The 24943-nt window shown below is 64.0% G+C and carries 16 protein-coding genes, 3 tRNA genes and 2 pseudogenes; 9 read left to right on the top strand and 12 right to left on the bottom strand.

All coding sequences use genetic code 11. The features are described from left to right. Positions 1-118: 118 nt before the first annotated feature. The 4 genes from ACFJI0_RS04975 to ACFJI0_RS04960 all read left to right on the top strand — a co-directional run bounded on the left by ACFJI0_RS04975 (position 119) and on the right by ACFJI0_RS04960 (position 10710). The gene (locus ACFJI0_RS04975; RefSeq protein ID WP_382323639.1) at positions 119-2143 is read left to right on the top strand and encodes an ATP-dependent endonuclease; all 2025 of its coding nucleotides are present in this window, start codon (positions 119-121) and stop codon (positions 2141-2143) included. Next, positions 2140-4179, top strand: a complete 2040-nt coding sequence (locus ACFJI0_RS04970) for a UvrD-helicase domain-containing protein (protein ID WP_382323638.1) — start codon at positions 2140-2142, stop codon at positions 4177-4179. The genes ACFJI0_RS04975 and ACFJI0_RS04970 overlap by 4 nt, the downstream gene beginning before the upstream one ends. Positions 4180-4288: 109 nt before the next feature. After that, positions 4289-8977: a sacsin N-terminal ATP-binding-like domain-containing protein gene (locus tag ACFJI0_RS04965; RefSeq protein ID WP_382323637.1), complete on the top strand. Its 4689-nt coding sequence runs from the start codon at positions 4289-4291 to the stop codon at positions 8975-8977. An 11-nt stretch (positions 8978-8988) separates the two neighbouring features. Further along, positions 8989-10710, top strand: coding sequence for a DNA/RNA helicase domain-containing protein (locus ACFJI0_RS04960; RefSeq protein ID WP_382323636.1), 1722 nt, complete (start codon positions 8989-8991; stop codon positions 10708-10710). Between the two features lie 81 nt (positions 10711-10791). Here ACFJI0_RS04960 and ACFJI0_RS04955 read toward each other — a convergent pair whose 3' ends face one another. The 11 genes and pseudogenes from ACFJI0_RS04955 to folC all read right to left on the bottom strand — a co-directional run bounded on the left by ACFJI0_RS04955 (position 10792) and on the right by folC (position 20393). Next, complete coding sequence (locus tag ACFJI0_RS04955) at positions 10792-11970, bottom strand: ATP-binding protein (RefSeq protein ID WP_382323635.1); 1179 nt, start codon at positions 11968-11970, stop codon at positions 10792-10794. Between the two features lie 7 nt (positions 11971-11977). After that, the gene (locus tag ACFJI0_RS04950) at positions 11978-12547 is read right to left on the bottom strand and encodes an ATP-binding protein (RefSeq protein ID WP_382323634.1); all 570 of its coding nucleotides are present in this window, start codon (positions 12545-12547) and stop codon (positions 11978-11980) included. A gap of 624 nt (positions 12548-13171) precedes the next feature. Continuing rightward, a tRNA-Asp gene (locus ACFJI0_RS04945) sits at positions 13172-13248 on the bottom strand. 69 nt (positions 13249-13317) lie between these two features. After that, positions 13318-13393 (bottom strand) — tRNA-Glu (locus ACFJI0_RS04940). Positions 13394-13488: 95 nt separating this feature from the next. Then, positions 13489-13564: transfer RNA gene (locus ACFJI0_RS04935), tRNA-Ala, on the bottom strand. A gap of 75 nt (positions 13565-13639) precedes the next feature. Further along, positions 13640-15028: a glutamate--tRNA ligase gene (gene gltX / locus ACFJI0_RS04930; RefSeq protein ID WP_382323633.1), complete on the bottom strand. Its 1389-nt coding sequence runs from the start codon at positions 15026-15028 to the stop codon at positions 13640-13642. Between the two features lies 1 nt (position 15029). After that, entirely contained in the window at positions 15030-16235 is a 1206-nt protein-coding gene (locus tag ACFJI0_RS04925) for an O-succinylhomoserine sulfhydrylase (RefSeq protein ID WP_382160251.1), read from the bottom strand. A gap of 12 nt (positions 16236-16247) precedes the next feature. Continuing rightward, a pseudogene (gene purF / locus ACFJI0_RS04920) lies at positions 16248-17754 on the bottom strand (amidophosphoribosyltransferase). Between the two features lie 19 nt (positions 17755-17773). Continuing rightward, positions 17774-18259: a CvpA family protein gene (locus ACFJI0_RS04915; protein WP_382323632.1), complete on the bottom strand. Its 486-nt coding sequence runs from the start codon at positions 18257-18259 to the stop codon at positions 17774-17776. 22 nt (positions 18260-18281) lie between these two features. After that, positions 18282-19016 carry an SPOR domain-containing protein gene (locus tag ACFJI0_RS04910; protein ID WP_382323631.1) on the bottom strand — a complete coding sequence of 245 codons (735 nt, stop codon included), beginning with the start codon at positions 19014-19016 and terminating at the stop codon, positions 18282-18284. Positions 19017-19040: 24 nt separating this feature from the next. Further along, positions 19041-20393, bottom strand: coding sequence for a bifunctional tetrahydrofolate synthase/dihydrofolate synthase (gene folC / locus ACFJI0_RS04905; protein WP_382323630.1), 1353 nt, complete (start codon positions 20391-20393; stop codon positions 19041-19043). Positions 20394-20458: 65 nt separating this feature from the next. Between folC and ACFJI0_RS04900 the strand changes: the two genes are divergently transcribed. The 3 genes from ACFJI0_RS04900 (at position 20459) to argG (ending at position 22566) form a co-directional block, all read left to right on the top strand. Then, positions 20459-20806 (top strand): ArsC family reductase, encoded by a 348-nt coding sequence (locus ACFJI0_RS04900; protein ID WP_382323629.1) that lies wholly within the window; start codon positions 20459-20461, stop codon positions 20804-20806. A gap of 79 nt (positions 20807-20885) precedes the next feature. Continuing rightward, on the top strand, positions 20886-21203 hold the full coding sequence (locus ACFJI0_RS04895) for a pyrimidine/purine nucleoside phosphorylase (protein ID WP_291112815.1): 318 nt from the start codon (positions 20886-20888) through the stop codon (positions 21201-21203). After that, positions 21193-22566 carry an argininosuccinate synthase gene (gene argG / locus ACFJI0_RS04890; RefSeq protein WP_382325511.1) on the top strand — a complete coding sequence of 458 codons (1374 nt, stop codon included), beginning with the start codon at positions 21193-21195 and terminating at the stop codon, positions 22564-22566. The genes ACFJI0_RS04895 and argG overlap by 11 nt, the downstream gene beginning before the upstream one ends. Before the next feature lie 305 nt (positions 22567-22871). Here the strand turns inward: argG and murB are convergent, their stop codons facing one another. After that, positions 22872-23924 carry a UDP-N-acetylmuramate dehydrogenase gene (gene murB / locus ACFJI0_RS04885; RefSeq protein WP_382323628.1) on the bottom strand — a complete coding sequence of 351 codons (1053 nt, stop codon included), beginning with the start codon at positions 23922-23924 and terminating at the stop codon, positions 22872-22874. Positions 23925-23962: 38 nt separating this feature from the next. Between murB and ACFJI0_RS04880 the strand changes: the two genes are divergently transcribed. Both ACFJI0_RS04880 and ACFJI0_RS04875 read left to right on the top strand, forming a co-directional pair. After that, the gene (locus tag ACFJI0_RS04880; protein WP_297401042.1) at positions 23963-24454 is read left to right on the top strand and encodes a YajQ family cyclic di-GMP-binding protein; all 492 of its coding nucleotides are present in this window, start codon (positions 23963-23965) and stop codon (positions 24452-24454) included. A 216-nt stretch (positions 24455-24670) separates the two neighbouring features. Beyond that, positions 24671-24937 (top strand): annotated as a pseudogene (locus ACFJI0_RS04875) (TIGR02281 family clan AA aspartic protease); the annotation flags it as partial. Positions 24938-24943: the final 6 nt, after the last annotated feature.

The following is a 24943-nucleotide window of genomic DNA, read 5'->3' as shown; positions in this document are numbered from 1 at the left end:
AAGCGAAAACCTCGTGCTGATGCCTGAAATATGCAGCGGACTGGATTGCAGCGGGACCAGCCAATCGAGCGACGGCGTACGAAGACTGCTGCCAGCCTAGCGATCGCTTGGAGATTCCATGTTTCTGTCACAGCTCACGATCAAGAATTTCCGGCAATTTGGTGCTGGTGACCCGGTGTTTTCCATCGAGTTTCGCGAAGGCGTCACGGCACTCGTCGGCGAAAACGATGCAGGCAAGACGGCCGTCATCGACGCGATCCGGCATGCGCTGACGACCCGTGACATGGAATTCATGCGCGTGCAACCCGAGGACTTCCACATCCGAACCGATGGGCAGCAAGCGGCGGAGATCACGATCCGGGCCCGGTTGTCCGGGCTAACAGACAGCGAGAAAGGCGCGTTCGCCGAATACCTGACGTACGAGGGCGCGGGGGTCGCCCTCTATGTGCACTGGTTTGCACGCCGTTTGAGCGAGACACCCGGCAGCCGGCGATGGGTCGACATCACGGTGCGCAGCGGCCCCGCAGGCGAGGGCCCTCCCTTCGACGCGACGGTCCGGCAGCTGCTTGCGACTGCCTACCTGCGTCCCTTGCGCGATGCCGAGCGCGAGATGTCGCCGGGACGCGGCTCCCGTCTGTCGCAGATCCTGAACAACTTCCCGGAGATCAAGAAGGGGCAGCCGTTCGACGCGGCCTCGCCGCCGGCCGACGCGGCGCAGGCGGCCAACTTGAGTCTGTCCGGGTTGTCCGACTACTTGCGTCACTTGGTCGACCAGCATGAAGGCATCGGGGGTGCGCAGAAGGCTATCAATACCGATTACCTGGCCCGCCTGTCGCTTGCCGGCGAGGCGCTGCACGGGCGCATCAGTTTCGCGGAAGGCGGCACCGACGCAGCTCGGTTACGGCAGATCCTCGAACGCCTGGAGTTGGACCTGCTCGCGGGGCCGGATGGTCGGTCCCGCGGCACGTACGGCCTGGGTTCCAACAACCTGCTGTTCATGGCCTGCGAGCTGCTGTTGCTTGGCAAGGAACCCGATGGCCTCCCCCTGCTGCTGATCGAGGAGCCGGAAGCGCATCTGCATCCGCAGCGGCAGTTGCGCTTGATGGAGTTCCTGGAAGCCGCCGCCACGCCCTTGGTGGGAAGCACTCGGCGCCAGGTGCAAGTCATTGTCACCAGCCACAGCCCCAACCTGACGTCGAAGATCCCGTTGCAGAACCTGGTGCTGCTACATCGGCAAGGCGCCTACTCGATGGCCGAAGGCCACACGCACCTGAGCAAGAGCGACTACAGGTTCCTACAGCGCTTCCTCGACGTGACCAAGGCCAACCTGTTCTTCGCGCGCGGCCTGATCGTGGTGGAGGGCGACGGCGAGGCCCTCCTGGTACCGACGCTCGCTCGGCTGATCGACCGTGACTTGACCCAGCACGGCGTGTCGATCGTGAATGTGGGTGGCACCGGCTTGCGACGCTATGCACGAATCCTTCAACGCCAGGATCCCGCCAAGGGCGTCTTTGCGATTCCGACGGCCTGCCTGGCCGACATGGATGTGATGCCAGACTGCGCACCCCGCATCCTGGAGTTGGTCGCGGACGATGCGGACCCGAAGTGGACCAGTCCGCGTCGCAAATGGCGGGTCAAGCGCGAGTTCGGCGCCACCCCTGCCGACCGGCAAGCCGGACTCGAGGCTAGGCGGATCCGGCTCAGCGAAGGCGATGGGCAGAACATCAGGACCTTCGTCGCCAATGAATGGACACTGGAGTACGACCTGGCATTCGCCGGCCTCGCCGAAGAGGTCTACATGGCCGCCGTCCTCGCGGCCAACGACGACCCCTTGAACAACGACAAGAAGACGCATGCGGACGTCAAGGCGGCCGCGAAGCTGGACTACGCCGCGCTGGTGGTCCAGGCCGCCGGCGATCGCGAGGTGTTGTGCTCCCATGTCTATGAGATGTTCTCGAGCAAGCGGGCCTCCAAGTCCATTGCGGCACAACATCTGGCTGACCTGCTGAGCGAGCACGCGAGGACAGGCGAGATCGATGGCGCCTGGCTGTCGGCACGCCTTCCGGCCTATATCCGGGAAGCCATCGCCTTCGCCACCACCCCGCCGGCGCCTGCCGTAGCAGCCGTGGCGCCGGCGGCATGATTGCGCCGTCGGACCTGATCGGCCCCATCACCGATGACGACATCGAGTGGGCTCGCGGATTGCTCAAGCTGCAGACCCTCGATGCGCAGCGGCGAGCGTTCCTGAAGTCGTTGACCACGCTGGACGTCTCTGCCTGCCCCGGCAGCGGCAAGACCACGCTCGTCGTAGCGAAGCTGGCGATTCTCGCGCGCAAGTGGAAAAGCACGACCCGCGGCATCTGCGTCCTCTCTCACACCAACGTGGCGCGCGAGGAGATCGCGCATCGCTTGGGCAACACGGATGTCGGCCAGCGCCTGCTTGGCTATCCGCACTTCATCGACACCATTCACGGATTCGTGAATCGTTTTCTGGCGATCCCATGGTTGCTGTCGGCGGGCTACCGCGTCGCCGCGATCGACAACGATCTGACGACAAGGGTGCGCCGTCGCCATCTCAGCCCAGGGGATTATTTCACCCTGAACGGTTACCTCGAGAAGAAATTCATCAGCTTCGACAGCCTGCGCCTCGGCAGCGCCAACTTTGCGACACCGTTGGCGAACACGAGTTTTCCCAGCGGTACTCACACCAAGATGTACCAGCTCGCGGCGTCCGCGCTGCAGCATGCGGCTGTACAGGGCTACTTCTGCTACGACGAGATCTTCCTTCTCGGTGAAGCCTTGCTGGCGCAGCAGCCCAGTCTTCCCTCTATTCTCCAGAACCGGTTTCCCTTCGTCCTGGTCGACGAGATGCAGGACACCTCCGAACAGCAGAACGCATTCCTGCGGCGGCTCTTCCCGCGTGACGTGCCTGCGGTCTGCATCCAGCGCGTCGGTGATCCGAACCAGGCCATTTTCGAGGGTGGGGTCAAGCCAGTCGCCGATGCATTTCCCGACAACATACGGTGCGTCAACATCGCCGACTCCTTCCGCTTCGACGCGTCGATCGGGGCGCTTGCCAATCCCTTCGCTTACCTCCCTGTTCAACCCAGCGGCTTGAAGGGTGTGCGGCCGACCGCGGTGGCAGGTCAGGGGCTACCCCACACCATCTTTGTCTTTCCCGACAACGATCCTTCCGGCGTTCTGGACGCCTTCGGCCATCACGTGCTCGCCACGTTGCCTGCGCCCCTGATAGCCTCGTCGGCGGTCACTGCGGTCGGCGCGGTTCACAAACCCTTCCCCGACGTGGAACCCGGCCACAAGCAATACCCCAAGACCGTCCCGCACTACTGGGCGGGATATCAGCCAGGTGCCGGCCGTCCGACCTATCGGCCACGCACCCTCGTTGAGAACCTCCTCGCGGCGCAGGTGCTTGCATCGAGTGGTGGCCCTCTCCATCAATGCGTGGACAGCGTCGCTTCAGCAATCGCTCACCTCGCCAACTTGCTGGCAGGAACGACGCAAATGCGGTCAAGCAGCCGGCAACACTTGCAGATAGAAAAGCGCCTCACGGATGCCGATGAAATGCGGACCGTGTATCGCGGCTTGCTCGCCCGATTCGTAGTCGATCGAGAGCCACTTGATGCGGCACGTTGGGCACAGCTCTGCCCTGAAATCCGGAAACTTGCGGCCGCTTTGGCCGGGGGTATTGCTAACGCGCCTGCCGCCAACGACTTCATGGCTTGCGCAACTACCGAGCCCCCCACGCTGCCCGTCAATCTGAATCAAGCTCAGTCCGTGCCAGCGAACAGTTACCGCTACATCCACGGGAACACCAGTGTCGATATCCGGCTGGGCTCCATCCACATGTCGAAGGGCCAGACCCATTCGGCCACGCTCCTTCTGGAGACTTTCAACCAAACGCACTTCCTGCATGGGCTGATGCCGTGGCTCTTGGGCCAACACCAGAATGGCGCAAAGTGCGCCAGCGACAAGGCGATGCAACGGCTACTGCAGGCCTACGTGGCGATGACCCGACCTACTCACCTGCTGTGCCTAGCTTTGCGAAACAGCTCGCTGGGGGCGGAAAAGGACGTTACGGTGAATGAGGAGAGGCTGATGGCGCGCGGTTGGCAGATCCGGCATCTAGCACCGGGAGCGGCCACCGATGAAGCCGCGTGATCTTTCTGGTTGCTGGCCGTTCGGATCTCATAGCGCGTCCGCTCGGCGAGCGTGGCTCGCCTCGCCCTTCAGGCAACTAGGCGGATCGGCCTCGTAAACCGGAGAAGATATGCAGGATCATCAAGCGGCTCAGAAAACCGGAGAGGGTCGCGCCCTCATAGAGCAGATTCGGCGTTCTGAATACATGATCGGAATGACCCTCGCCCCTGACGCAGAGGCGGCGGCTGAAGGCATGCGTAGAAAGCTCAACAGCGCCCTGCGACTGCTGTCTGACGATCTGTACTCCACGAAGACCCATTTCATTCTCGAACTGGTCCAGAACGCCGACGACAACGCCTATGCCATCGGAGTCGGCCCCGAGATCCATTTGACGCTTTCCTCGGAAGCCTTGACGATCTGGAACAACGAACTGGGGTTCACGCAAGCGAACGTGCGAGCGCTGTGCAGCGTCGGCGAAAGCACCAAATCAAGGAAGGTTGGATTCATCGGCGAGAAGGGCATTGGATTCAAGTCTGTGTTTCAAGTCTCCAATGCTCCACAGATTCACTCCAACGGCTTTCATTTTCGGTTCGACATGTCGAAGCCCGAGGAGCACCTTGGCTACGTTGTGCCCCACTGGATTGAACCCAGCGCTGCGCACGCCAGCGAGGGCACAACCATCGTTCTTCCGGCAAAGCCAAGTGAAAGCTTTACAAGCACAGTACTGAGCGAACTGGACGCGAGACTTCTACTCTTCTTGCGCAAGCTCCGTCGCATTGATCTACGAACGCCCGATGAACGCGTATCCATGCGCCGGCTAGATGAAGATGGTTTCGTCGCACTGCTGACTAGTCGGCAATCGACAGACAACGAGGTGAAGAGTTCACGGCAGCGCTACCTGCGGGTCGCCGTGAACGTCTCCATGGCCGGCGCGATTGACGAAAAGCGGCCGTCCACGCCCGACAGCGAGATCGTCTTGGCCTTTCCCGTAGACGATGCTGGCAAATCGCTCTCAACATCGGAATGCGCAACCTTCGCGTTCTTGCCGATCCGCGCATTCGGATTTCGCTTCTGTATCCAGGCCGACTTCCTGCTGAGTTCTGCCCGCGAAGACATCCAGACCGCCCGGCCTTGGAACGCTGCGCTGCGCGACGCCATCGCGCCGGCGTTCGTCGCCAGCCTCCAGCATTTCCGTAACCGGCCTGCACTCGCACGGACCTTTCTGCAGTTTCTGCCGCAAGAGCAGGAACTTACCCACGGCTTCTTCGCCCCCGTCGTGCAGCAAATGTTGGAGGCGCTGGCAGGGACTGATTGCGTTCTCTGTGCAACCGGCCAATGGCGAAAGCCGGCCGAAGTCATGACTGCGCCGGCGGCATTCCAACGACTGGTGCCTGCTGATCAGGCCTGGAAGATCTTTGGAAAAGACTATCCGGCCCCCGACCTGGAGGTCGAACCAAGCACCCTGAAGAGGCTCGGCTGCGCGCCCCTCTACGTCGCTGACGTCGTCAAGGTCTTTGTCGAGCACGGAGACTGGGTACGCGAGCAAGGTCCCGGGTGGCTCGTGCAGTACTTTCGCTACCTCGCCACTCTCAATCGTCGACATCTTTTGGACGCGGGGGTCGAAGAAGCCCGTTGTCTACCAGTCAGCGATGGCACCCTGCAGTCTCCAAGCAGTGGGACCGTATTTACCCCTTTAGCTCGCGGTAAGAAATTTGGATTCGAGCAGGAGCTTCGAATTCTTGACGAGGCCTTCATTGACCTCCTTGAAGAAAAGGATGAGGCGGATATTCGGAGTTTGTTGCACGACCTTGGCGTGCGCGCGCCCGAGCCTTATACGTTGATCACGAATCACATCCTGCCAGCGCACAAGACCGACCGTTGGCGTGATTCTTCATTCTCAGCGCTTACGGGCCACGTCCGGTATGTCAAAGCCAAGCTCAGGGACTACCTTGACGCGGCCACCACGCACGGTCAGTCGGACGCCTCCGCTTTAGAAATCTTGCGTAAAGGTCTGCGCCTCAAGACAAAGAAAAATGAGGACTCGAAGTGGTGGTTTCAGCTCGCGGACGATGTATACCTTGGACGCGAGTATCAACCTGAGTTCGACATCGAAGCCTTGCTCCAGGAGAAGCTCGATTGTCTGCGGCTGGTCTCGCCTGACTATCTCCCCCCTGGACTGGACAAACTGGACCCGCAGACGCGCGCTACCGTTCTCGCTGAATGGCGAGACTTCTTCTTCCGCATCGGTGTGAACCCTTCGCCGCGTCTATCCGGCGAGGGCAACGCGGCGTGCAGCTCCGAACTAGCCATCTTGCTTGGCTCCGACAGCGCAGCCATCCGACGCCAGACGCTCGAGTGCCTGGATCGAAACTGGCACCGCTACAGTAGCCACGCGACCTATTCACAGAGCAGCAAGCCTGGGACCAGGTATTACACGAGCTTTGCTACAACGCTGCGTACGACCATTGCACCGACAAGACAGCGGCGCTCGGCCAGCCTGCAAGAAGCCTACTATCCGATCGACATTGTCAAGGATGTTTTCGGAAGTTCTCCTACCTACATCGATGCCGAACTACTCAGCGAGGACTTTCTTGACATTTGCGGGATCGTGCACCGCGTCGATGTCAGCGCGTGCATCAAACGACTGAAGCAGATCAAAGCAACAGAAAAGCCTTCTGCGGCGCATGTTCGTCCCCTCTATCGACATCTAGATCAGATTTTCGACCGCAATGCCTCCCGCGTCCGTGAAGCGTTCCAGGAACACGCACTGATCCTCACACGAAGCGACGAATCGCCATGGCGCGGCCCGGATGAAGTGGTTTGGTCGCCCCCGGGAGAATTTCTCAGCCGTCACTACCCTGCGCTGCAGGGTCAGTACGCGGACTCGCACGGCTTCTTTGTCCGCAAGCTGGGGGTGCCTCATGAAGTGTCGATCGCTGCAGCCGTCCGTGCCTTGCCCTCGTTGACGGAAGCAGGACTGACCGTCGAAGCACAAGCGGCAGAGGCGCTGCGGATCTATGCACGGGCCAGTCGCGAACTCGCATCTCCGCTCGGTAGTGCCGCACCGGCATGGCTCGCTGATTTCAAAGCCCGCCCGGTTTTCCTCAACCATCGGGGCGAAATGGTGACGCTCAGCGATGTCCTCTACGCCGATGATCAGCCTGCGACCAGCGCACTCTTCGGTGCGCACGACGATATTTCTTTCCTCGCCGTACCAGCGACTCGCCTTCCTCAAATTCGGGTGCTGCTGGATACCGCTGGCGTCCCGCTGCTGTCGAACAGTCTGGAGATAAAGCTTCAGGATCCTGGGACTGGTCGTCCGAACACCACACTTTCCGCAAAGGTACGAGAACGGTACCGCTATATTGCTCGCTTGGTCTACGCGCAGTCTCATACCGTCTTCGAACGCGCGAAAGAGGCCGGTCTCTGGCGTCGCCTGTCCCTTCTCAGGGTCCTCGACGTCGATACCCTCACCATCTGCACTTCCCTTCAAGGTATCACCGCTACGGCCCAGGGCGAAGTCGTGATCTCCGGTGAGTGCGCTTTCGTGAGATCGGGGGCCAAAGGTGTCGTAGACCGGTTGTCCCGTGAGATCTGTTTGATGCTCAAGGCGCCCATGACGCTGGTGGATGGGGTCAGCCGAGTTCTTCGGGACGAAGAGATCGGCGAGGTTGAAGAGTATCTTGATGTCCGAGAGATTCCCGCGCTACCTGACGACGAGTTGTCTCAGTTGACCCTCGAACATGCGCCGCCTGCCTCAGAGAACCCACAATCGCCGGAGCTTTCCCAGGATCAGGACGAAGGCGCACCTGTGCAAGCGCCGGCCAGGCCGTCGCAAGAGACAGCCTCACCTTCCACCGCGAATGCAGCGCAGCCACCCGCAGTCACAGTGCCCTCGACTGGCGCGCCACAGAAGCCCCTCACGTCACCCTCAGCGCAGCTATCAACGGTTGCCGATGCACTCCCGGCCTCCGCGCCGTTGGCCCCAACCAGCAATTCCGCATCAGGATCTAGCACTGCGGCGACCCCTGCCAAGCCCGAACGACCGGAGAACGCGCCCATTCATCAGGGGGCGAATCGCTCCGGATCGGCAAAAAGCACCGCGACCAAGCCGGGGTGGACTGGTAACGTCCGCCGCCGCGGGCGCCACCAGGGTACTCGCGCTCCCTCGTCGAGCGATCCAGGTCATCGACTCCTGAGCTATGTCGAGCCCGCTCCAGTGAATCGCGATTTGTCCGGCATACCAGATGAGGCCGATCGTGCGCGAGATCGCGACGTCACGGCCCAGGCGGCCGTGCAGCACTTCCTGCAGACGCAGCAGACGAAGTGGGCGACCTTGGAAGAAATGCCTCCGTACAACAAGGGATTCGATGTCCGCGGGATCGCCCACGACGGCAGCGAGCATTTCATCGAGATCAAGGGGCAGTCAGCGGCATGGACCGCAGCGGGAATCGTCCTGACGCCCTCAGAGTTGCTGTGTGCGGCCGAGAAGCGCGAGCACTACTGGCTCTGTATCGTCGAACACGCTATTCAACCGGGACGACAAATCCTTCACTTGGTGAACAACCCGTTCGGCAAGACCGATCAATTCCGATTCGATTCTGGGTGGAAGGCGACCGCGATCAGTGAAACCGGAGCGCCTCCTTTGGTCCCGGTGCCGGGACTTCGCATCGAGATCCAAGGTCTTGGGAGTGGCACCATCATCAGCGTCAAAAAAGCAGGCAACGTGTTCTGCAAGCTCCACGTCCACCTCGCTGATGGTCGACAGGTGTTCAAGGTGTTCGAGCCGGCCCGGATGAGGCTTTCTCAGGGAGACTAGCGATCGCCATCATGCGTCCCATCCTCAGTGACGAACAGTTGCGGGCCCTGCCCTCGCAGGCCGAGGCACGGTTCTACCGCGCGTGCCGCGACCAGCTTCCGGATGATGTACTCGTCATTCACTCGGCCACTTGGACCTACCGGGACAAATTGCACCAACTGCGCGAGGGGGAAGCGGACTTCACGCTGGCTTTCGCGAACGCCGGACTCCTCACCGTGGAGGTCAAGGGCGGCGGCGTCGCGGTGGATGCAAGAACCGGTACATGGACCTCCATCGACCGTTTCGGCACCACGCACAAGATCAAAGACCCGTTCCGGCAAGCGCAATCGGAGAAATTCGCGATCCTGGACCAACTAAAGGGCCACGCCAAATGGCGCGGTTGGCCGGGCAAGCGCGTGCTCAGTGGGCATGCGGTCTTCTTCCCGGATCTGCACGACATCGGCCCTTTGGTACACACAAGCAGGGCCCGGCAAATCATCGGCGGGCAGGCCGATCTGGCCCAACTACAGGCCTGGACTGCGCAGTCCAACGCGTTCTGGCGCGATGGTCAAGAGCAGGATCTCGGCAAAAGAGGTGTCATGTTGGTCGAAGAGATACTGTGCGGCTCAGTTGAAGTCCGCGCACTCTTGCGAGCGGAACTGGCATATGCGGAAGCCGAACTCGTAAGACTAACGGAGCGACAGGCACGCATCCTGCGCATTATCGGTGGCCGTAAGCGAGCGGTCATTGCCGGAGGTGCAGGAACTGGCAAGACGCTCATCGCCATCGAGAAGGCTCGTCAGCTCGCGGCACAGGGTCAAGCGGTCCTCCTGCTCTGCTACAACCGACCGCTCGCCGATGTCCTGGCACAGGGGCTCGCGAACGTCGAAAGACTTACGGTGATGAGTTACCACCAGTTGTGCGAAAGACGCATCGCGCTGGTGCGCGAACGCACTGGACGCGACCTTCTAGCCGAAGCTGCCGCGTCCTATCCCGGGCAAGGGGAGCGGCACAAGTTCGAGATCTTGATGCCGTTCGCACTCGCCTTGGCCAACGACATCCTTGTGGGTGATTTGTTCGACAGTGTCATCGTCGACGAGGCGCAAGATTTCAGTGACGAGTACTGGTTTGGCGTCGAAACCCTCCTGAAGAATCCTGACCAGGGCGCCTTTTACCTCTTCACGGATCGCAACCAAGCGATTTACCGGCGCGACGCGAAACTTCCCATCGAAGACGAGCCATTTTTCCTGACCGCGAACTGCCGCAACACGACGCCAATTCACGCACTGGCCTATGGTTTCTACGTGGGGACGCCGGTCGACTTGCCAGAGCTGAGCGGCCCCGATGTCGACATTGTGCAGTTCGACAACGAGTCACAGCAGGCCACGGAGATCGCGCGGCGCGTGCGAGGCCTTCTACTTGACGAGAAGGTGGCTCCGGCGGACATCGTCGTATTGCTGGCCAAGCGCCCAAAAGGCGCTCTCTACGAGTTGCTGGGGCAGCACCGGCTTCCAGGCAAGACAGATTGGTCCTTCGAACGCCGCATGCCAGGCACGATCCTGGTCGATACCGTTGCCCGCTTCAAGGGACTCGAGGCTCCAGTGGTGATCCTCTGGCTCGGCGAGGAAATCGCAACTGCTGAAGAAGCGGAAACAGTGTACGTCGGGACGTCACGCGCCAAGTACCTAATGCATATCGTGGGCAGCACCAAGGCGTGTGCTGGCTTGGTACCACTCCCGAATGCTCAGATTTGACCACCATACGAGGTCCCTCTAGTTACGTCGATCCCGACGGGATCTCGGGCGGCGCACTACCCATGCGGGTAGTCAAGGGGGCTAGCCTCCAGCACCTTTCAGTTGCCAATCCAGCATTCGCCTCGCGGTCGAGATGACCTCCGAGAAGACCACCGCACTGACGTCAGGCTCGTGATTGCTCGTGGGATAGTCGGCCGACCTACTGCCGCCGATCACTAGAACTCGAATGCGCTTGGTCGTCGACTTGGCAAGCTCATGGCGATAGTCAATTGCCTGCGTATAGTCCTCTCGCTTCAAAGCATGGCTCGGTCTCTTGAACTCGATCAGCAAGTATTCGCCACCGAGGTCCTCGTTAAGCAAGAGGTCCGGCCGGCGATCGGCCTTCTCGCCAACGTACTTGCTACCGATGGATTGCTCCACTACGGCACGTAGCGTCTTATTGGAACTGAACAGCGAGAACTCATGGCCCAATACCCAAAGATTCTTCTCCAGAGCCTTGTGCATAGTCGCTTCCAGCGTGGAGGGATTCCGCAGTAGCGTTTCAAGGCTATCCAAGTACGCTTGCCGCGCTGCAGCCTGCTCCACCAAGTACGCCATCTCGGCCAGCCCGAAATCGTCCAGCGCCTCAGCGATGGCAGCAATATCCTTCCGCGACGAGTCGGCGATGTGCTCCAGCAAAGCGCCGTAGTCCGTCCGCTCGATGGCTTCCAGCAATACGAAGACGTAGGGCTCGATCTTTTCTACTGGCTCACCGAAGAACCTGTCCAACACGCGCTTGATTGCCCGGTCTGCGTACTCGCGTCGATGCTGCGGCAGCGTCGCCAAGTGATCCTGAACCTTGCGGCTCAGGCGAGCCTGGGCCAGTTGCATTTCCCGGCCATACTGAGCGCGATAGGCATCGCGAATGGCGGGCTGCGCTGCTTCACGCACCTTCGCCAGTAGCTCACTGTTCTCCAGCACCGAGTCCCATCCGGCGGTAACGTGATCTCTAAGATCATCCGCATCAAGCTCCCCGTATAGCCGCTTGAGCAACTTAGGCGGAAAGTCGTCCGACTCATCCAGCCCAAAGAACGTGGGCCGTCCAACCGCCTTGCCATCGACACGAATCTGAATTCCAGGTTGGCGAGTCACCGAATTGTTCTCGCCCACTGTCAATCGCAGCCGAACGTTAGTCATGCCCTCGACGGTCAACGTGTCATCCCGGTATGTTCCCTGCACATCATCGACGCCAAGCTTCTTGCCGTCGACCGTGACAGCCATCCCCTCTTCACGACCGTATTCCTGAAGTAGGACTTGCCTGAGCTTCGCGGGGTCCGGAAACGCAAGGCCATGATGCATGGCCGGAAAGGGTAATCCGGGTGCCATGATCAGACGCATCGCAGTCCGCATCTTGGATGTCGATGGGCAACTTTTCAATGTCATCGATTTGCGCCAAGTCCGATAGCCGGACGGTAAATGCACTCAGCCTTGAGCGTGCGCGAGTTTCGACAGTCATCTCAGCGGCTACCATCAGGCCCGCGAATTTGCCGATGCCCTTGCGACCTTTGACCCTTCTATTCTTGCCGGCTGTCCGCTCTCCCCGCGCCACGCGCCGGTCAGCAGCAATGGCGAGGTAGTGGCGGCGAACTTCCTCGGCGGTCATGCCCGTTCCGTCGTCATCGATCACGATGGGCGCATCGCTCATCGGCGCTGGCAGCGTGATGCTCACGTTCTCAGCGTCCGCGTCCCACGCGTTGTCCACCAGTTCTTTAAGCGCCTTTTCGGTGGACGAGTACTCCTGACTTAGAAGGCTGGCCAGCCGAGAACTGACCTGAAAACGCGCGCGCCTATTCTTCAAGTGCTTTCTCCTCTTGTTTTCCCGCTTCGCATATTAGGGGACATCACCGAAACGGCATTCCGGAAGCGGGGCAAGTATTGGCTGAGACAGCACGCTACCGTCCTGTCGCGGAGCAGGACAACCAGGAGAATCTGAAGCTCCGCATCGATCAGCAACGACGGCGACACCCTGGAGGCTGCTGCTCCACGGCTTCGGCAGACGGCTCATCTAGCTCGAAAACCTGAGGCGAGAACAACCGGTGGCGTACACCGCATCGGGCGTATGCAGCCTGAAATCGAGGTTGCTGAATCGCGCTTTCCTTCGTCGCAGCACTTCGAACTTCGGGATCCAGCAATCGCGCCAGGGGCTAAAAGACGAACATGTCCCTCCAAAGAGCCACTCATAGCCGGGGGTCGCTTCGGAGGATCGCCCAGAAATTCCTTCCGAATCAACACCTTAACCAACGTGTTGGCGGAGGACGTGGGAATCGAACCGGCTTCTCGACCCCGTCGGCCGTGTGAGGCGAGGTGAGACGGCATGAGACGAGGTGAAGGCAAAAGAAAAGGCCACAGCAATCTTGCTGTGACCTTTCAAATTCACCAAATGTGGGACCCGATGAGACTACATGGGACCACATGAGACTGGTGGCGGAGTGGACGGGGCTCGAACCCGCGACCCCCGGCGTGACAGGCCGGTATTCTAACCAACTGAACTACCACTCCTGGTAGATGGCGTTTGTTCTTGCGAACCAAGTGCCAACCACTTGTTGCCTACTTGCCTTGCGGCTTGTTTGGCGACCCTACGGGGATTCGAACCCCGGTACTCACCGTGAAAGGGTGATGTCCTAGGCCTCTAGACGATAGGGTCATAACCTGGACTCAAAGAGCCTTCCATTGTAGCAGCGACAGAGCTTGTTTTTTCTGCCGATGCCGCGATGAAAACCTCTTCGCGACTTCAATCCTTGGTGGAGGTAAGCGGGATCGAACCGCTGACCTCTTGCATGCCATGCAAGCGCTCTCCCAGCTGAGCTATACCCCCACAGGGTTTGCTGACCGCCCTTTGCGACTTGTCGCTCAGTGCATTTCAGCAAGCCTCAAATTATAGGCGATTTTTTCAGGCGTTCTGCAAACGGTGCAGAACAACGTCACGATTTTGCAGTTCGAGCACCGCATCGAGCGACGGCGTCTGGGCCGTGCCCATCACCAGCACGCGCACCGGCATGCCAGTTGCGGCATCTTCAGGCCGTGCGCGGCGAGCACTTCCTTGATGGCCGCCGAGAGGCTGGCCTTGTCCCAGGCACAGGCCGCGAGCTTCTCCGCCAGCGTGCGCCAGCACGGGCCGCACGGCGTCGGTGATGTGTTGCGCGCGCTCGTCGGCGTTGGGCGTGATGTCGGCGTAGAAAGCCTTGGCCCACTGGGCCAGCGCCACGGTGGTGTCGCAGCGGTCCTTGAACAGGCCGCAGATGCGCGGCAGGCGCGCGTCCGTCGTGATGCCCTGCTGCTGCAGGTGCGCGGCCACCAGCGGCGCGAGCGCGTCGTCGGCCATGGCCTTGAGGTGCTGCGCGTTGACCCACTTGAGCTTGGCTTCGTCGAACTGCGCGGCGCTGCGGCCCAGGTGGTCGAGGTTGAACCATTCGAGGAACTGCGCGCGGCTGAAGATCTCGTCGTCGCCGTGGCTCCAGCCCAGGCGCGCGAGGTAGTTCACCATGGCGTCGGGCAGGTAGCCTTCGTCGCGGTACTGCGTGACGGGCTTGGCGCCGTTGCGCTTGCTCATCTTCTCGCCCTGCTCGTTAAGCACGGTGGGCAGGTGGGCGTACACCGGCGGCTCCTTGCCGAGCGCGCGGAAGATGTTGATCTGGCGCGGCGTGTTGTTCACGTGGTCGTCGCCGCGGATCACGTGGCTGATGGCCATGTCGATGTCGTCCACCACCACGCAGAAGTTGTAGGTGGGCGTGCCGTCGGGCCGCGCGATCACGAGGTCGTCGAGTTCGTCGTTGGCGATCTCGATGCGGCCCTTGACCTTGTCGTCCCAGGCCACCACGCCGCCCTGCGGGTTCTTGAAGCGCAACACGGGCTTCACACCTTCGGGCACGGGCGGCAGGGTCTTGCCGGGCTCGGGCCGCCAGGTGCCGTCGTAGCGCGGCTTCTCTTTCGCGGCCATCTGCTTCTCGCGCAGCGCATCGAGCTCGGCCACGCTCATATAGCAGGGGTACACCTGGCCGCCGGCCACCATCTCGGCGAGCACCGCCTTGTAGCGGTCCATGCGCTGCATCTGATAGAACGGCCCTTCGTCGTGGTCCAGGCCGAGCCACTTCATGCCTTCGATGATCACGTCCACCGCGGCTTGCGAGGAGCGCTCGAGGTCGGTGTCTTCGATGCGCAGGATGAAGGCGCCGCCAGTGGAGCGCGCGAACGCCCAGGGGTAGAGCGCGGAGCGGATGTTGCCCAGGTGGATGAAGCCGGTGGGCGACGGGGCGAAGCGGGTGCGGATGGGTGCGGACATGTCAGAAGGAAGAAAGACCACGGTCAAGATCGGCCTGGATATCGCCCAGGTGCTCCAGCCCCACCGCCACGCGGATCAGGCCTTGCACCACGCCCGCCGTCTGGCGCTGCGCTTCGGTCAGGCGGCCGTGCGAGGTGCTGGCCGGGTGGGCCACCAGGGTCTTGGTGTCGCCGAGGTTGGTGGAGAGCGACATCACCTGCAGCGAATCGAGCACGTGGAAGGCGCGCGCGCGGGCCTGCTCGGGGTCGGCGCCCTTCACCTCGAAGGACAGCACGGCACCGCCGCAACCCGACTGCTGCGCCATCGCCAGCGCGTGCTGCGGGTGGCTGGCCAGCCCGGGGTAGTACACGCGGGCCACCGACGGGTGGGCCTCCAGCCACTGCGCGAGCGCCAGGGCGTTGGCCGACTGGGCGCGCATGCGGATGTCCAGCGTCTCCAGGCCCTTGAGCACGACCCAGGCATTGAAGGGCGCCAGCGTCATGCCCGAACTCTTGAGCACCGGCAGGAAGGTCTTGGTCACCAGCTCCTGGCTGGCGCACAGGGCGCCGGCCATCACGCGGCCCTGGCCGTCGAGGTACTTGGTGCCGGAGTGCATGACGATGTCGGCGCCCAGCGCCATGGGGCGCTGCAGGGCCGGCGTGGCGAAGCAGTTGTCCACGCACAGCAGCGCGCCGGCGGCGTGGGCGATGTCGGCCAGCGCGCGGATGTCGCAGACCTCGGTGAGCGGGTTGGTCGGCGTCTCGGCGAACAGCAGGCGCGTGTTGGGCTTGACGGCCGCCTTCCAGGCCGCGACGTCGGTCTGCGACACGAAGCTGGATTCGACGCCGAACTTGGCGAGGTCCGAGCCGATGAGCTTGATGGTGGAGCCGAACATGGAGTGTGAGCACACCACGTGGTCGCCGGCCTTGAGCAGGCCCAGGCACATCATGAGGATGGCCGACATGCCCGAGGCGGTGGAGATGCAGGCCTCGGCGCCTTCGAGCGCGGCCAGGCGCTGCTCGAAGCTGGCCACCGTGGGGTTGCCGTAGCGGCCGTAGGTGAAGCCGTCCTCGTCGCCGGCGAAGCGGCGTGCGGCGGCTTCCGCGCTGGGTTGCACGTAGCCGCTGGTGAGGTACAGGGCTTCGGAGTTCTCGCCGTACGGGCTGCGTTCGACGGCTTCGCGCACGGCGAGCGTGTCGCGGTGCAGGTCAGGTTTCTTGGCGTTCATGAAGATGGGGTGTCAGACGACCTGGGCATTGGGCAAGGCGAGGCGCGAGGTGTCTTCCTCGCCCTCTTCGCTCTGGTCGCGGCCGGCGTTGAGGCGGGCGATGTCGGCCGGCGTGATGTCGCCGGTGACGTAGACGCCGTCGAAGCACGAGGCGTCGAAGCCGTCGAGCTTGGGATTGAGCGAGCCGATGGCCTGCTTCATCGCGTCCACGTCCTGGTAGATCAGCGCGTCGCAGCCGATGATCTCGCGCACCTCGTCGACGGTGCGGCCATGGGCCACGAGTTCGTCGGGCGTGGGCATGTCGATGCCGTAGACGTTGGGGTAGCGCACGGGCGGCGCTGCGCTGGCCAGGTAGACCTTGCGCGCACCGGCGTCGCGCGCCATCTGCACGATCTCGCGGCTGGTGGTGCCACGCACGATGGAGTCGTCCACCAGCAGCACGTTGCGGCCCTTGAATTCGCTGCCGATCACATTGAGTTTCTGGCGCACCGATTTCTTGCGCACGCCCTGCCCCGGCATGATGAAGGTGCGGCCCACGTAGCGGTTCTTCACGAAGCCTTCGCGGTACGGCAGGCCCAGCAGCTGGGCCAGCTCCATGGCGCTCGGGCGCGAGGATTCGGGAATCGGGATCACCACATCGATCTCGTTCGGCGGCACGGTGGAGACCACGCGCTTGGCCAGCGTCACGCCCAGGTTCAGCCGAGCCTGGTAGACCGAGATGCCGTCCATCACCGAGTCGGGCCGGGCCAGGTAGACGAATTCGAAGATGCAGGGGTTGTGGCTGACCTTGTCGGCGCACTGCTCGAACTGCATCTGGCCTTCGAGGTCGACGAACACCGCTTCACCGGGCTGCAGGTCGCGGTCGAACTCGAAGCCGTTGCCTTCGAGCGTGACGGACTCGCTGCGCCACCATCACGCCGCCGTTCTTGTTGCGGCCCAGGCACAGCGGGCGGATGCCATGGGGATCGCGGAAGGCCAGCAGGCCGTGGCCGGCGATCAGCGCCACCACGGCGTAGGAGCCCTTCACGCGCTGGTGCACGCCGCGCACGGCGGCGAAGACGTCGGCCGGCTTGAGGGTGATGCCGCGCGTGACCTTCTCCAGCTCGTGCGCCAGCACGTTGAGCAGCACCTCGGAGTCGCTCTCGGTGTTGACGTGGCGGTGGTCGGTCTGGAACAGCTCCTGGGCCAGCGCCTTGGCGTTGGTCAGGTTGCCGTTGTGCACCAGCACCAGGCCGAAGGGCGCGTTCACGTAGAAGGGCTGCGCCTCTTCCTCGCTGAAGGCATTGCCCGCGGTGGGGTAACGCACCTGGCCCAGGCCGCACAGGCCGGGCAAGGCGCGCATGTTGCGGGTGCGGAAGATGTCGCGCACCATGCCCTTGGCCTTGTGCATGAAGAACTTGCGGCCCTGCTGGGTCACGATGCCGGCGGCATCCTGGCCCCGGTGTTGCAACAGCAACAGCGCGTCGTAGATGAGCTGATTGACTGGCGTCTTGCTGACCACGCCCACGATTCCACACATGATTGAATCCTCAGGAAAACTAACGGATATATCGGGCCACGGCCTCGGGCAACAAGGGCTTGATCTCGTGCAGCGAGGCCGACAGCACGGAAGCGGTGGCCGACTCGCGCCACCACGCGGCCCCCTCCATCTGCGTCATGCTCACCACGAGCGCCACCGCCAGCAGGATCACCCCACCGCGCAAGAGGCCGAACGCGCCTCCGAGCACCCGGTCCACCGGTCGCAGGCCGACCGAGGCCACCAATTTCTGCACCAGCCAGGCTCCCAGGCCGGCGGCGAAAGCCACCACCACGAACACCAGGACAAAACCGACCGCCACCCGCATGGGCGGCGACAGGCCGTCCATCGGCAACCAGGTCCCGGCCTCGTCGGCGAAGGCCTGGGCCAGCACGAAGGCCGCCACCCAACCCGCCACCGACAACACCTCGTACACCAGACCGCGCCACAACCCCAGCAGCACCGACAGCAGCAACACCGTGAGCAGCACCCAGTCGGTCAAGGCCATCAGCGCGTCACCCCACCCGACGTCACAGCGTCAGGACGGCGGCGGTCAGGCCCAGGGCCTTCACACGGGCGGCGGCCTTCTCGGCGTCCGCGCGGTTCTCGAACGGGCCCACGCGCACCCGGATGCGCTTGCCATCGGGCGTCTGGGCGACGTGCGTGTAGGTCTTGAGACCCGCACCTTCCAGTTTCTGGCGCACGGCGCGCGCGCCGGCCTCTTCCGAAAACGCGCCCACCTGCACCACGAGGCGCTCGGCGCCAGCGGCCGGTTTGGCGGCGGCGCTGGCCGGCGCGGCGGCCGGCTTGCCTTCGAGCAGCGCGCGTGCCCGGTCGGCCTCGGCGGGCAACGGGGCGGCGGGCTTGGCGGGTGCAGGTGCCGGCGCGGCGGCCACGGGCGCAGGCGCCGGTGTGGGCGCTGGGGCGGCAGCTGGGGCGGGTTTGGGTGCGGCTTCGACCACTTCCTCGCGGGCACCCAGGCCCTCACGCACCGGCAGCGGTGCGCCGGCGGCGGCGGCAGGCGGCTTGGTGGCGGCGGGCTTGGCGACCGGCGCGGGCGTGCCCTTGGCCGGGATCTCGATGGGAATGTCGACGGGAATCGGGCGTGGCTGCGTGTCGAACAGCAGCGGGAAGCCGACCACGCCCAGCAGCACGAGCACGCTGGCGCCGATCAGGCGGTGGCGGGCGCGGCGGCGCACGGCCTCGATGCTCTGCGGCGGGGGGGTCGAGGCGTTGCCCTGGGAACCTGAACGGGATTTGAACATCGGGGGGACCGTGGCGATAAAAGGCTAGGCGGACAGGTGTTTCGCCGACATTCGGGGCACGCCGTCCTGCAATACGCCACCCACGGTGTAGAACGATCCGAAGACCACGATTCTATCAGCGGGGTCCGCGGCGGACACCGCGGCCCGCAGGGCGTCCATGGGGTCGGTGTGCCTTCCCGCCACCCGGCCCTTGCATTGGGGATGGGCCTCCAGCTGTTCGGCCAGGGCGGCGGCCGAACTGGCGCGCGGCAGGGGCAGGTTGGTGAGGTGCCAGCGGTCGATCAGCGGCGCGATGCGGTCCAGCATGGCGCCCAGGTCCTTGTCGGCCATGGCGCCGAACACGGCGTGCGTGGTGGGGTAGAAGCCCATGGCGTCGAGGTTGGCGGCGAGCGCGGCCACCGAATGCGGGTTGTGCGCCACGTCCAGCACCAGGGTGGGCGTGCCCGGCACGATCTGGAAGCGCCCGGGCAGCTCCACCAGGGCCAGGCCGTTGCGCACCGCCTGCGCCGTCACCGGCAGCCGCCCGCGCAGGGCCTCCACCGCCGCCAGCACGCCCGAGGCGTTGACCAGCTGGTTCGCGCCGCGCAGCGCCGGGTAGGCCAGGCCGGCGTAGCGCCGCCCGCCGTGCGAGGGGTGCATGGCCCAGCCCCATTGCTGCTGGTCGCCCGCGAAATGGAAGTCCTTGCCCAGGCGCCAGAGCTCGGCGCCGATCTCCAGCGCGCGGTCCAGGATGCTCTGCGGCGGCACGGGGTCGCTCACCACCACCGGGCGGCCGGTGCGCATGATGCCGGCCTTCTCGAAGCCGATGGCCTCGCGGTCGTTGCCCAGCAGGGCCATGTGGTCGAGGGCGATGCTGGTGATGACCGCGCAATCGGCGTCGATGATGTTCACCGCATCCAGCCGGCCGCCCAGCCCCACCTCGAGAATCGCCACGTCCAGCCCGCTGCGCGAGAGCGTGCGCAGGATGGCGAGCGTGGTGATTTCGAAATAGCTCAGGCTGATCTCGCCGCCCTCGTCGCCGGCCTGGCCCTTGCGGGCCACCTCCACCTCGGCGAAGGCAGGCACCAGGTCGTTGGCGGCCACCGCCTCGCCCGCGACGCGGCAGCGCTCCTCGAAGTGCACCAGGTGGGGCGAGGTGTAGACGCCGGTGCGGTAGCCCGACTGCGTGTAGACGGCCTCCAGCATCGCGCAGGTGGAACCCTTGCCGTTGGTGCCGGCGACCGTGATCACCGGGCAGTCCAGCGCCAGGCCCATGCGCTGGGCGACGCGCTGCACACGCTCCAGCCCCATGTCGATGGTGACCGGGTGCAGGCGTTCGGCATGGGCCAGCCAGTCGGCCAGGGTGGTGGGGTGATCGGGCACGGGAATGTCAAGCATGGGCAGGATTGTCCCATCGCCGTCCCGGGCCCGGGGCCGCGGGGACATGGCGGACAATGCGGGCCATGATCACCGTTCATGGCATCCCCAACTGCGACACCGTCAAGAAGGCCCGCACCTGGCTGGCGGAACACGGCGTCGAGCACCACTTCCACGATTTCAAGAAACAGGGCGTGCCCGAGGCCGCGCTCGACCGCTGGCTGACCGCCGCCGGCTGGGAGACCGTGATCAACCGCAAGGGCACCACCTGGCGCCAGCTCGACGAGGCCACGCGCACCGGCGTGAAAGACGCCGCGAGCGCCCGCGCCGTGGCGCTGGCGAACCCGAGCGTGATCAAGCGCCCGGTCGTGCAGTGGGCCGACGGTGCCATCACCGTGGGCTTCGACGCCACCGCCTGGCAGCAGCGCCTCTGAGCCGGCGCGGCGCGCCCCGGCCCGCGGCCTAAAATCGCGGTTTCGCCTTTCGTCTTCGCTTTACTCCCCCTCCAACACCATGAGCACCACCCAATTCGACGGCGTGACCGTCAACACCCAGGCCAACGTGTACTTCGACGGCAAGTGCGTCAGCCACGGCATCACCCTGGCCGATGGCACGAAAAAGTCGGTCGGCGTGGTGCTGCCCGCCACCCTCACCTTCAACACCGGCGCGCCCGAGATCATGGAATGCGTGGCCGGCGGCTGCGAGTACTTGCTGGCGGGCACCACGGAGTGGAAGAAGTCGGGCCCTGGCGAGAAATTCAACGTGCCGGGCAACAGCAGCTTCCAGATCCGCGTGACCGAGCCCTACCACTACATCTGCCATTTCGGCTGATCGACTCCCGCCGCCGAAAGAACGAACGCCATGCGCCACCATTCTTCAGAACCTCCCCACCCAACAGAAAGTCGGCATCGCCTTCTCCGGCGGCCTGGACACCTCCGCTGCGCTGCTGTGGATGAAGCAGAAGGGCGCGATCCCCTACGCCTACACCGCCAACCTGGGCCAGCCCGACGAGCCGGACTACGACGAGATCCCGCGCAAGGCCCTGGCCTACGGTGCCGAGAAGGCGCGCCTGATCGACTGCCGCACGCAGCTGGCGCACGAAGGCATTGCCGCGCTGCAATGCGGCGCCTTCCACATCAGCACGGCCGGCGTGACCTACTTCAACACCACGCCGCTGGGCCGCGCGGTCACGGGCACCATGCTGGTGGCCGCGATGAAGGAGGACGACGTCCACATCTGGGGCGACGGCTCGACCTTCAAGGGCAACGACATCGAGCGCTTCTACCGCTACGGTCTGCTGACCAACCCGAGCCTGAAGATCTACAAGCCCTGGTTGGACCAACTGTTCATCGACGAGCTGGGCGGCCGCGCCGAGATGAGCGCGTTCATGACGGCCAACGGCTTCGGCTACAAGATGAGTGCCGAGAAGGCCTACAGCACCGACAGCAACATGCTGGGCGCCACGCACGAGGCCAAGGACCTGGAGCACCTCAACAGCGGCATCCGCATCGTCAACCCGATCATGGGCGTGCCGTTCTGGCGCGAGGACTGCGCGGTGAAGGCCGAGGAGGTGACGGTGCGTTTCGAAGAGGGCCAGCCGGTGGCGCTCAATGGCGAGACGTTCGCGAGCCCGGTGGACCTGATTCTGAAGGCCAATCAGATCGGCGGGCGCCATGGCCTGGGCATGAGCGATCAGATCGAGAACCGCATCATCGAGGCCAAGAGCCGTGGCATCTACGAGGCCCCGGGTCTGGCGCTGCTGTTCATCGCGTACGAGCGCCTGGTGACGGGCATTCACAACGAGGACACGATCGAGCAGTACCGCATCAACGGTCTGCGCCTGGGCCGGTTGCTGTACCAGGGCCGCTGGTTCGACCCGCAGGCCATCATGTTGCGCGAGACGGCGCAGCGCTGGGTGGCGCGTGCGATCACGGGCGAGGTGACGGTGGAGCTGCGCCGGGGCAACGACTATTCGATCCTGAATACCGAGAGCGCGAACCTCACGTACGCGCCGGAGCGGCTGAGCATGGAGAAGGTGGAGGACGCGCCGTTCTCGCCGCTGGACCGCATCGGCCAGCTGACCATGCGCAACCTCGACATCACCGACACGCGGGCCAAACTGGGCATCTATGCCAAGAGTGGTCTTCTGTCGCTCGGTGAGGGTTCGCAGATGCTGAAGCTCGAAGGCGAATAAGGTCTTTCTTTCAGTGACCTCGCGGGGTCGGGGCGCTCCGGCGCTCTGCTCCGCGGGTGTCCCCCGGCGGCTGGTGCCGCCTCCTCCTTTACCCCGCTGCGCAGAACGCCGGAGCACCCCGACCCGGGGAGATGCTGGCGCTCGCGCTTTTCCCTCTTGTTGGCGTGCCTATCGGCTGGCAGGTCCGACGACGTCGGGTGGTTGGCGCAGCGAAGTAAAGGAGGAGGCGGCACCAGCCGCCGGGGGACATTCGCGGAGCCGACCACCCGGCGACGGCGGACCCGAAGAAGCGCAGGCGAGAAACCTCAGACCACCACAGGCTCAGGCTCCAGCAAAATCCCGAACCGCTCATACACACTGGTCTGGATGGCCTTCGCCAGGGTCATCACCTCCCCCCCGGTCGCCCCACCCCGGTTCACCAGCACCAGCGCCTGCTTCTCGTAGACCCCGGCATTCCCCACGCCCCGGCCCTTCCAGCCACAGGCGTCGATCAGCCAACCCGCCGCCAGCTTGATGCTGCCGTCGGCCATCGGGTAGTGCACCACCTTCGGGTCGCGCGCGATGATGTCCGCACACTGCTCCACGCTCACCGTCGGGTTCTTGAAGAAACTGCCCGCGTTGCCGATCACCGCCGGGTCCGGCAGCTTCGCGCGCCGGATCGCGCAGATCCAGTCGAAGATCTGCTGCGCGTCGGGATGGGACATGCCGGTCTCGGCCATCCGGCGCTCCAGGTCCGCATAGCCCAGCACCGGCTTCCAGGGCTTGGGCAGCCAGAAACGCACCCGCGTGATCAGCGCGCGCCCCGCCAGGCCCAGACCCTTCTCGCCCGCGGGCGTGTGCTTGAACACCGAGTCCCGGTAACCGAAACCGCACTGCGCGGCGTTCAGGGTGAAACTCTGCCCGGTCTGCAGGTCGATCGCGTCCAGCTCATGAAAACGGTCCTGCAGCTCCACGCCATAGGCGCCGATGTTCTGCACCGGCGACGCACCCACACAACCCGGAATCAGGGCCAGGTTTTCCAGCCCCGGCCAGCCCTGCGCCAGCGTCCAGGCCACGGTCTCGTGCCAGTTCTCGCCCGCGCCCGCCTCCACCAGCCAGCCCCGGGCCGACTCCTCCACCAGCTGGCGCCCGCGGATCTCCACCTTGAGCACCAGCGGCTTGATGTCGCCCGTCACCACCAGGTTGCTGCCGCCGCCCAGCACGAAGGGCGGCGCCTCGCGCGTGAGCGCGGGCCAATCGGCGCCCGCCATGAGCGCGCGCAACTCCGTTTCGTCGCGCACGCGGGCCAGCCGCAGCGCGCGCGCCACGATGCCAAAACTGTTGTATGGCTGGAGCGCCACGTTGTTCTCGACTACCATCCCCGGATTGTCTCACCCACCCTCAGGATTCATCAGCCATGCCTTCTTTTGACACCGTACTCGAAGCCGATTTCGTCGAAGTGAAAAACGCGGTGGACCAGGTGACGCGCGAGATCGGCACGCGCTTCGATTTCAAGGGCACCGGTGCCGCCATCGAGCTCAAGGAAAAAGAGAAAGAAATCATCCTGCACGGCGACGCCGAGTTCCAGCTGCAGCAGATCGACGACGTGCTGCGCGGCAAACTGACCAAGCGCGGCGTGGACGCGCGCTTCCTCGATGTCGGCAAGGTCGAAAAGGCCGGCGGCGACAAGGTCAAGCAGGTCGTCAAGGTGCGCAACGGCATCAGCACCGAAGACGGCAAGAAGATCCAGCAGGTCATCAAGGGCAGCAAGCTCAAGGTGCAGGGCGCGATCCAGGGCGATGCGGTGCGCGTGACCGGGGCCAAGCGCGACGACCTGCAGGCCGCCATGGCGCTGATCCGCAGCGAGCTCAAGGACCTGCCGCTGTCCTTCAACAACTTCAGAGATTAAGTGAACACCCCCTGCGCCGCTTTCGGCGTCACCCCCCTCCAGGGGGGCGGCGCTGGCGGCCCGGCAAAGCCGGTTCCACGGCGCCTCTGGCCCAAGGCCTCCGCGCTCGTGGCGGGTCTTCTTCTGGCGCTGCCCGCCCTGTCCCAGCAGGTCGCGCTGTCGGGTGTGGCCGGTGGCAAGGCGCTGGTGAACATCGATGGCGCCGCGCCGCGTTTCATGAGCCCCGGCCAGATCCAGCAAGGTGTGAAGCTGCTGAGCCTGCAGGGCGAGGCGGCCGTGTTCGACATCAACGGCCAGCGCCTGACCCTGCGGGTGGGCGATGCACCGGTCAGCCTGGGCCGGTCTTCATCGGGCCAGGATGGCGGTGGTGCCCAGCGCATCGTGCTCACCGCCGACGCCCAGGGCCACTTCATGCCCACCGGCCAGATCAACGGGCGCACCGTGCAGTTCATGGTGGACACCGGCGCGACCACGGTGATCCTCAGCGAG

The sequence above is a fragment of the Hydrogenophaga sp. UC242_53 genome (genome assembly GCF_042696965.1).
Classification (GTDB): Bacteria; Pseudomonadota; Gammaproteobacteria; order Burkholderiales; family Burkholderiaceae_C; genus Hydrogenophaga.
The sequence above is the reverse complement of the archived record's forward strand: the minus strand, read 5'-3'. Positions and strand labels throughout refer to the sequence as shown.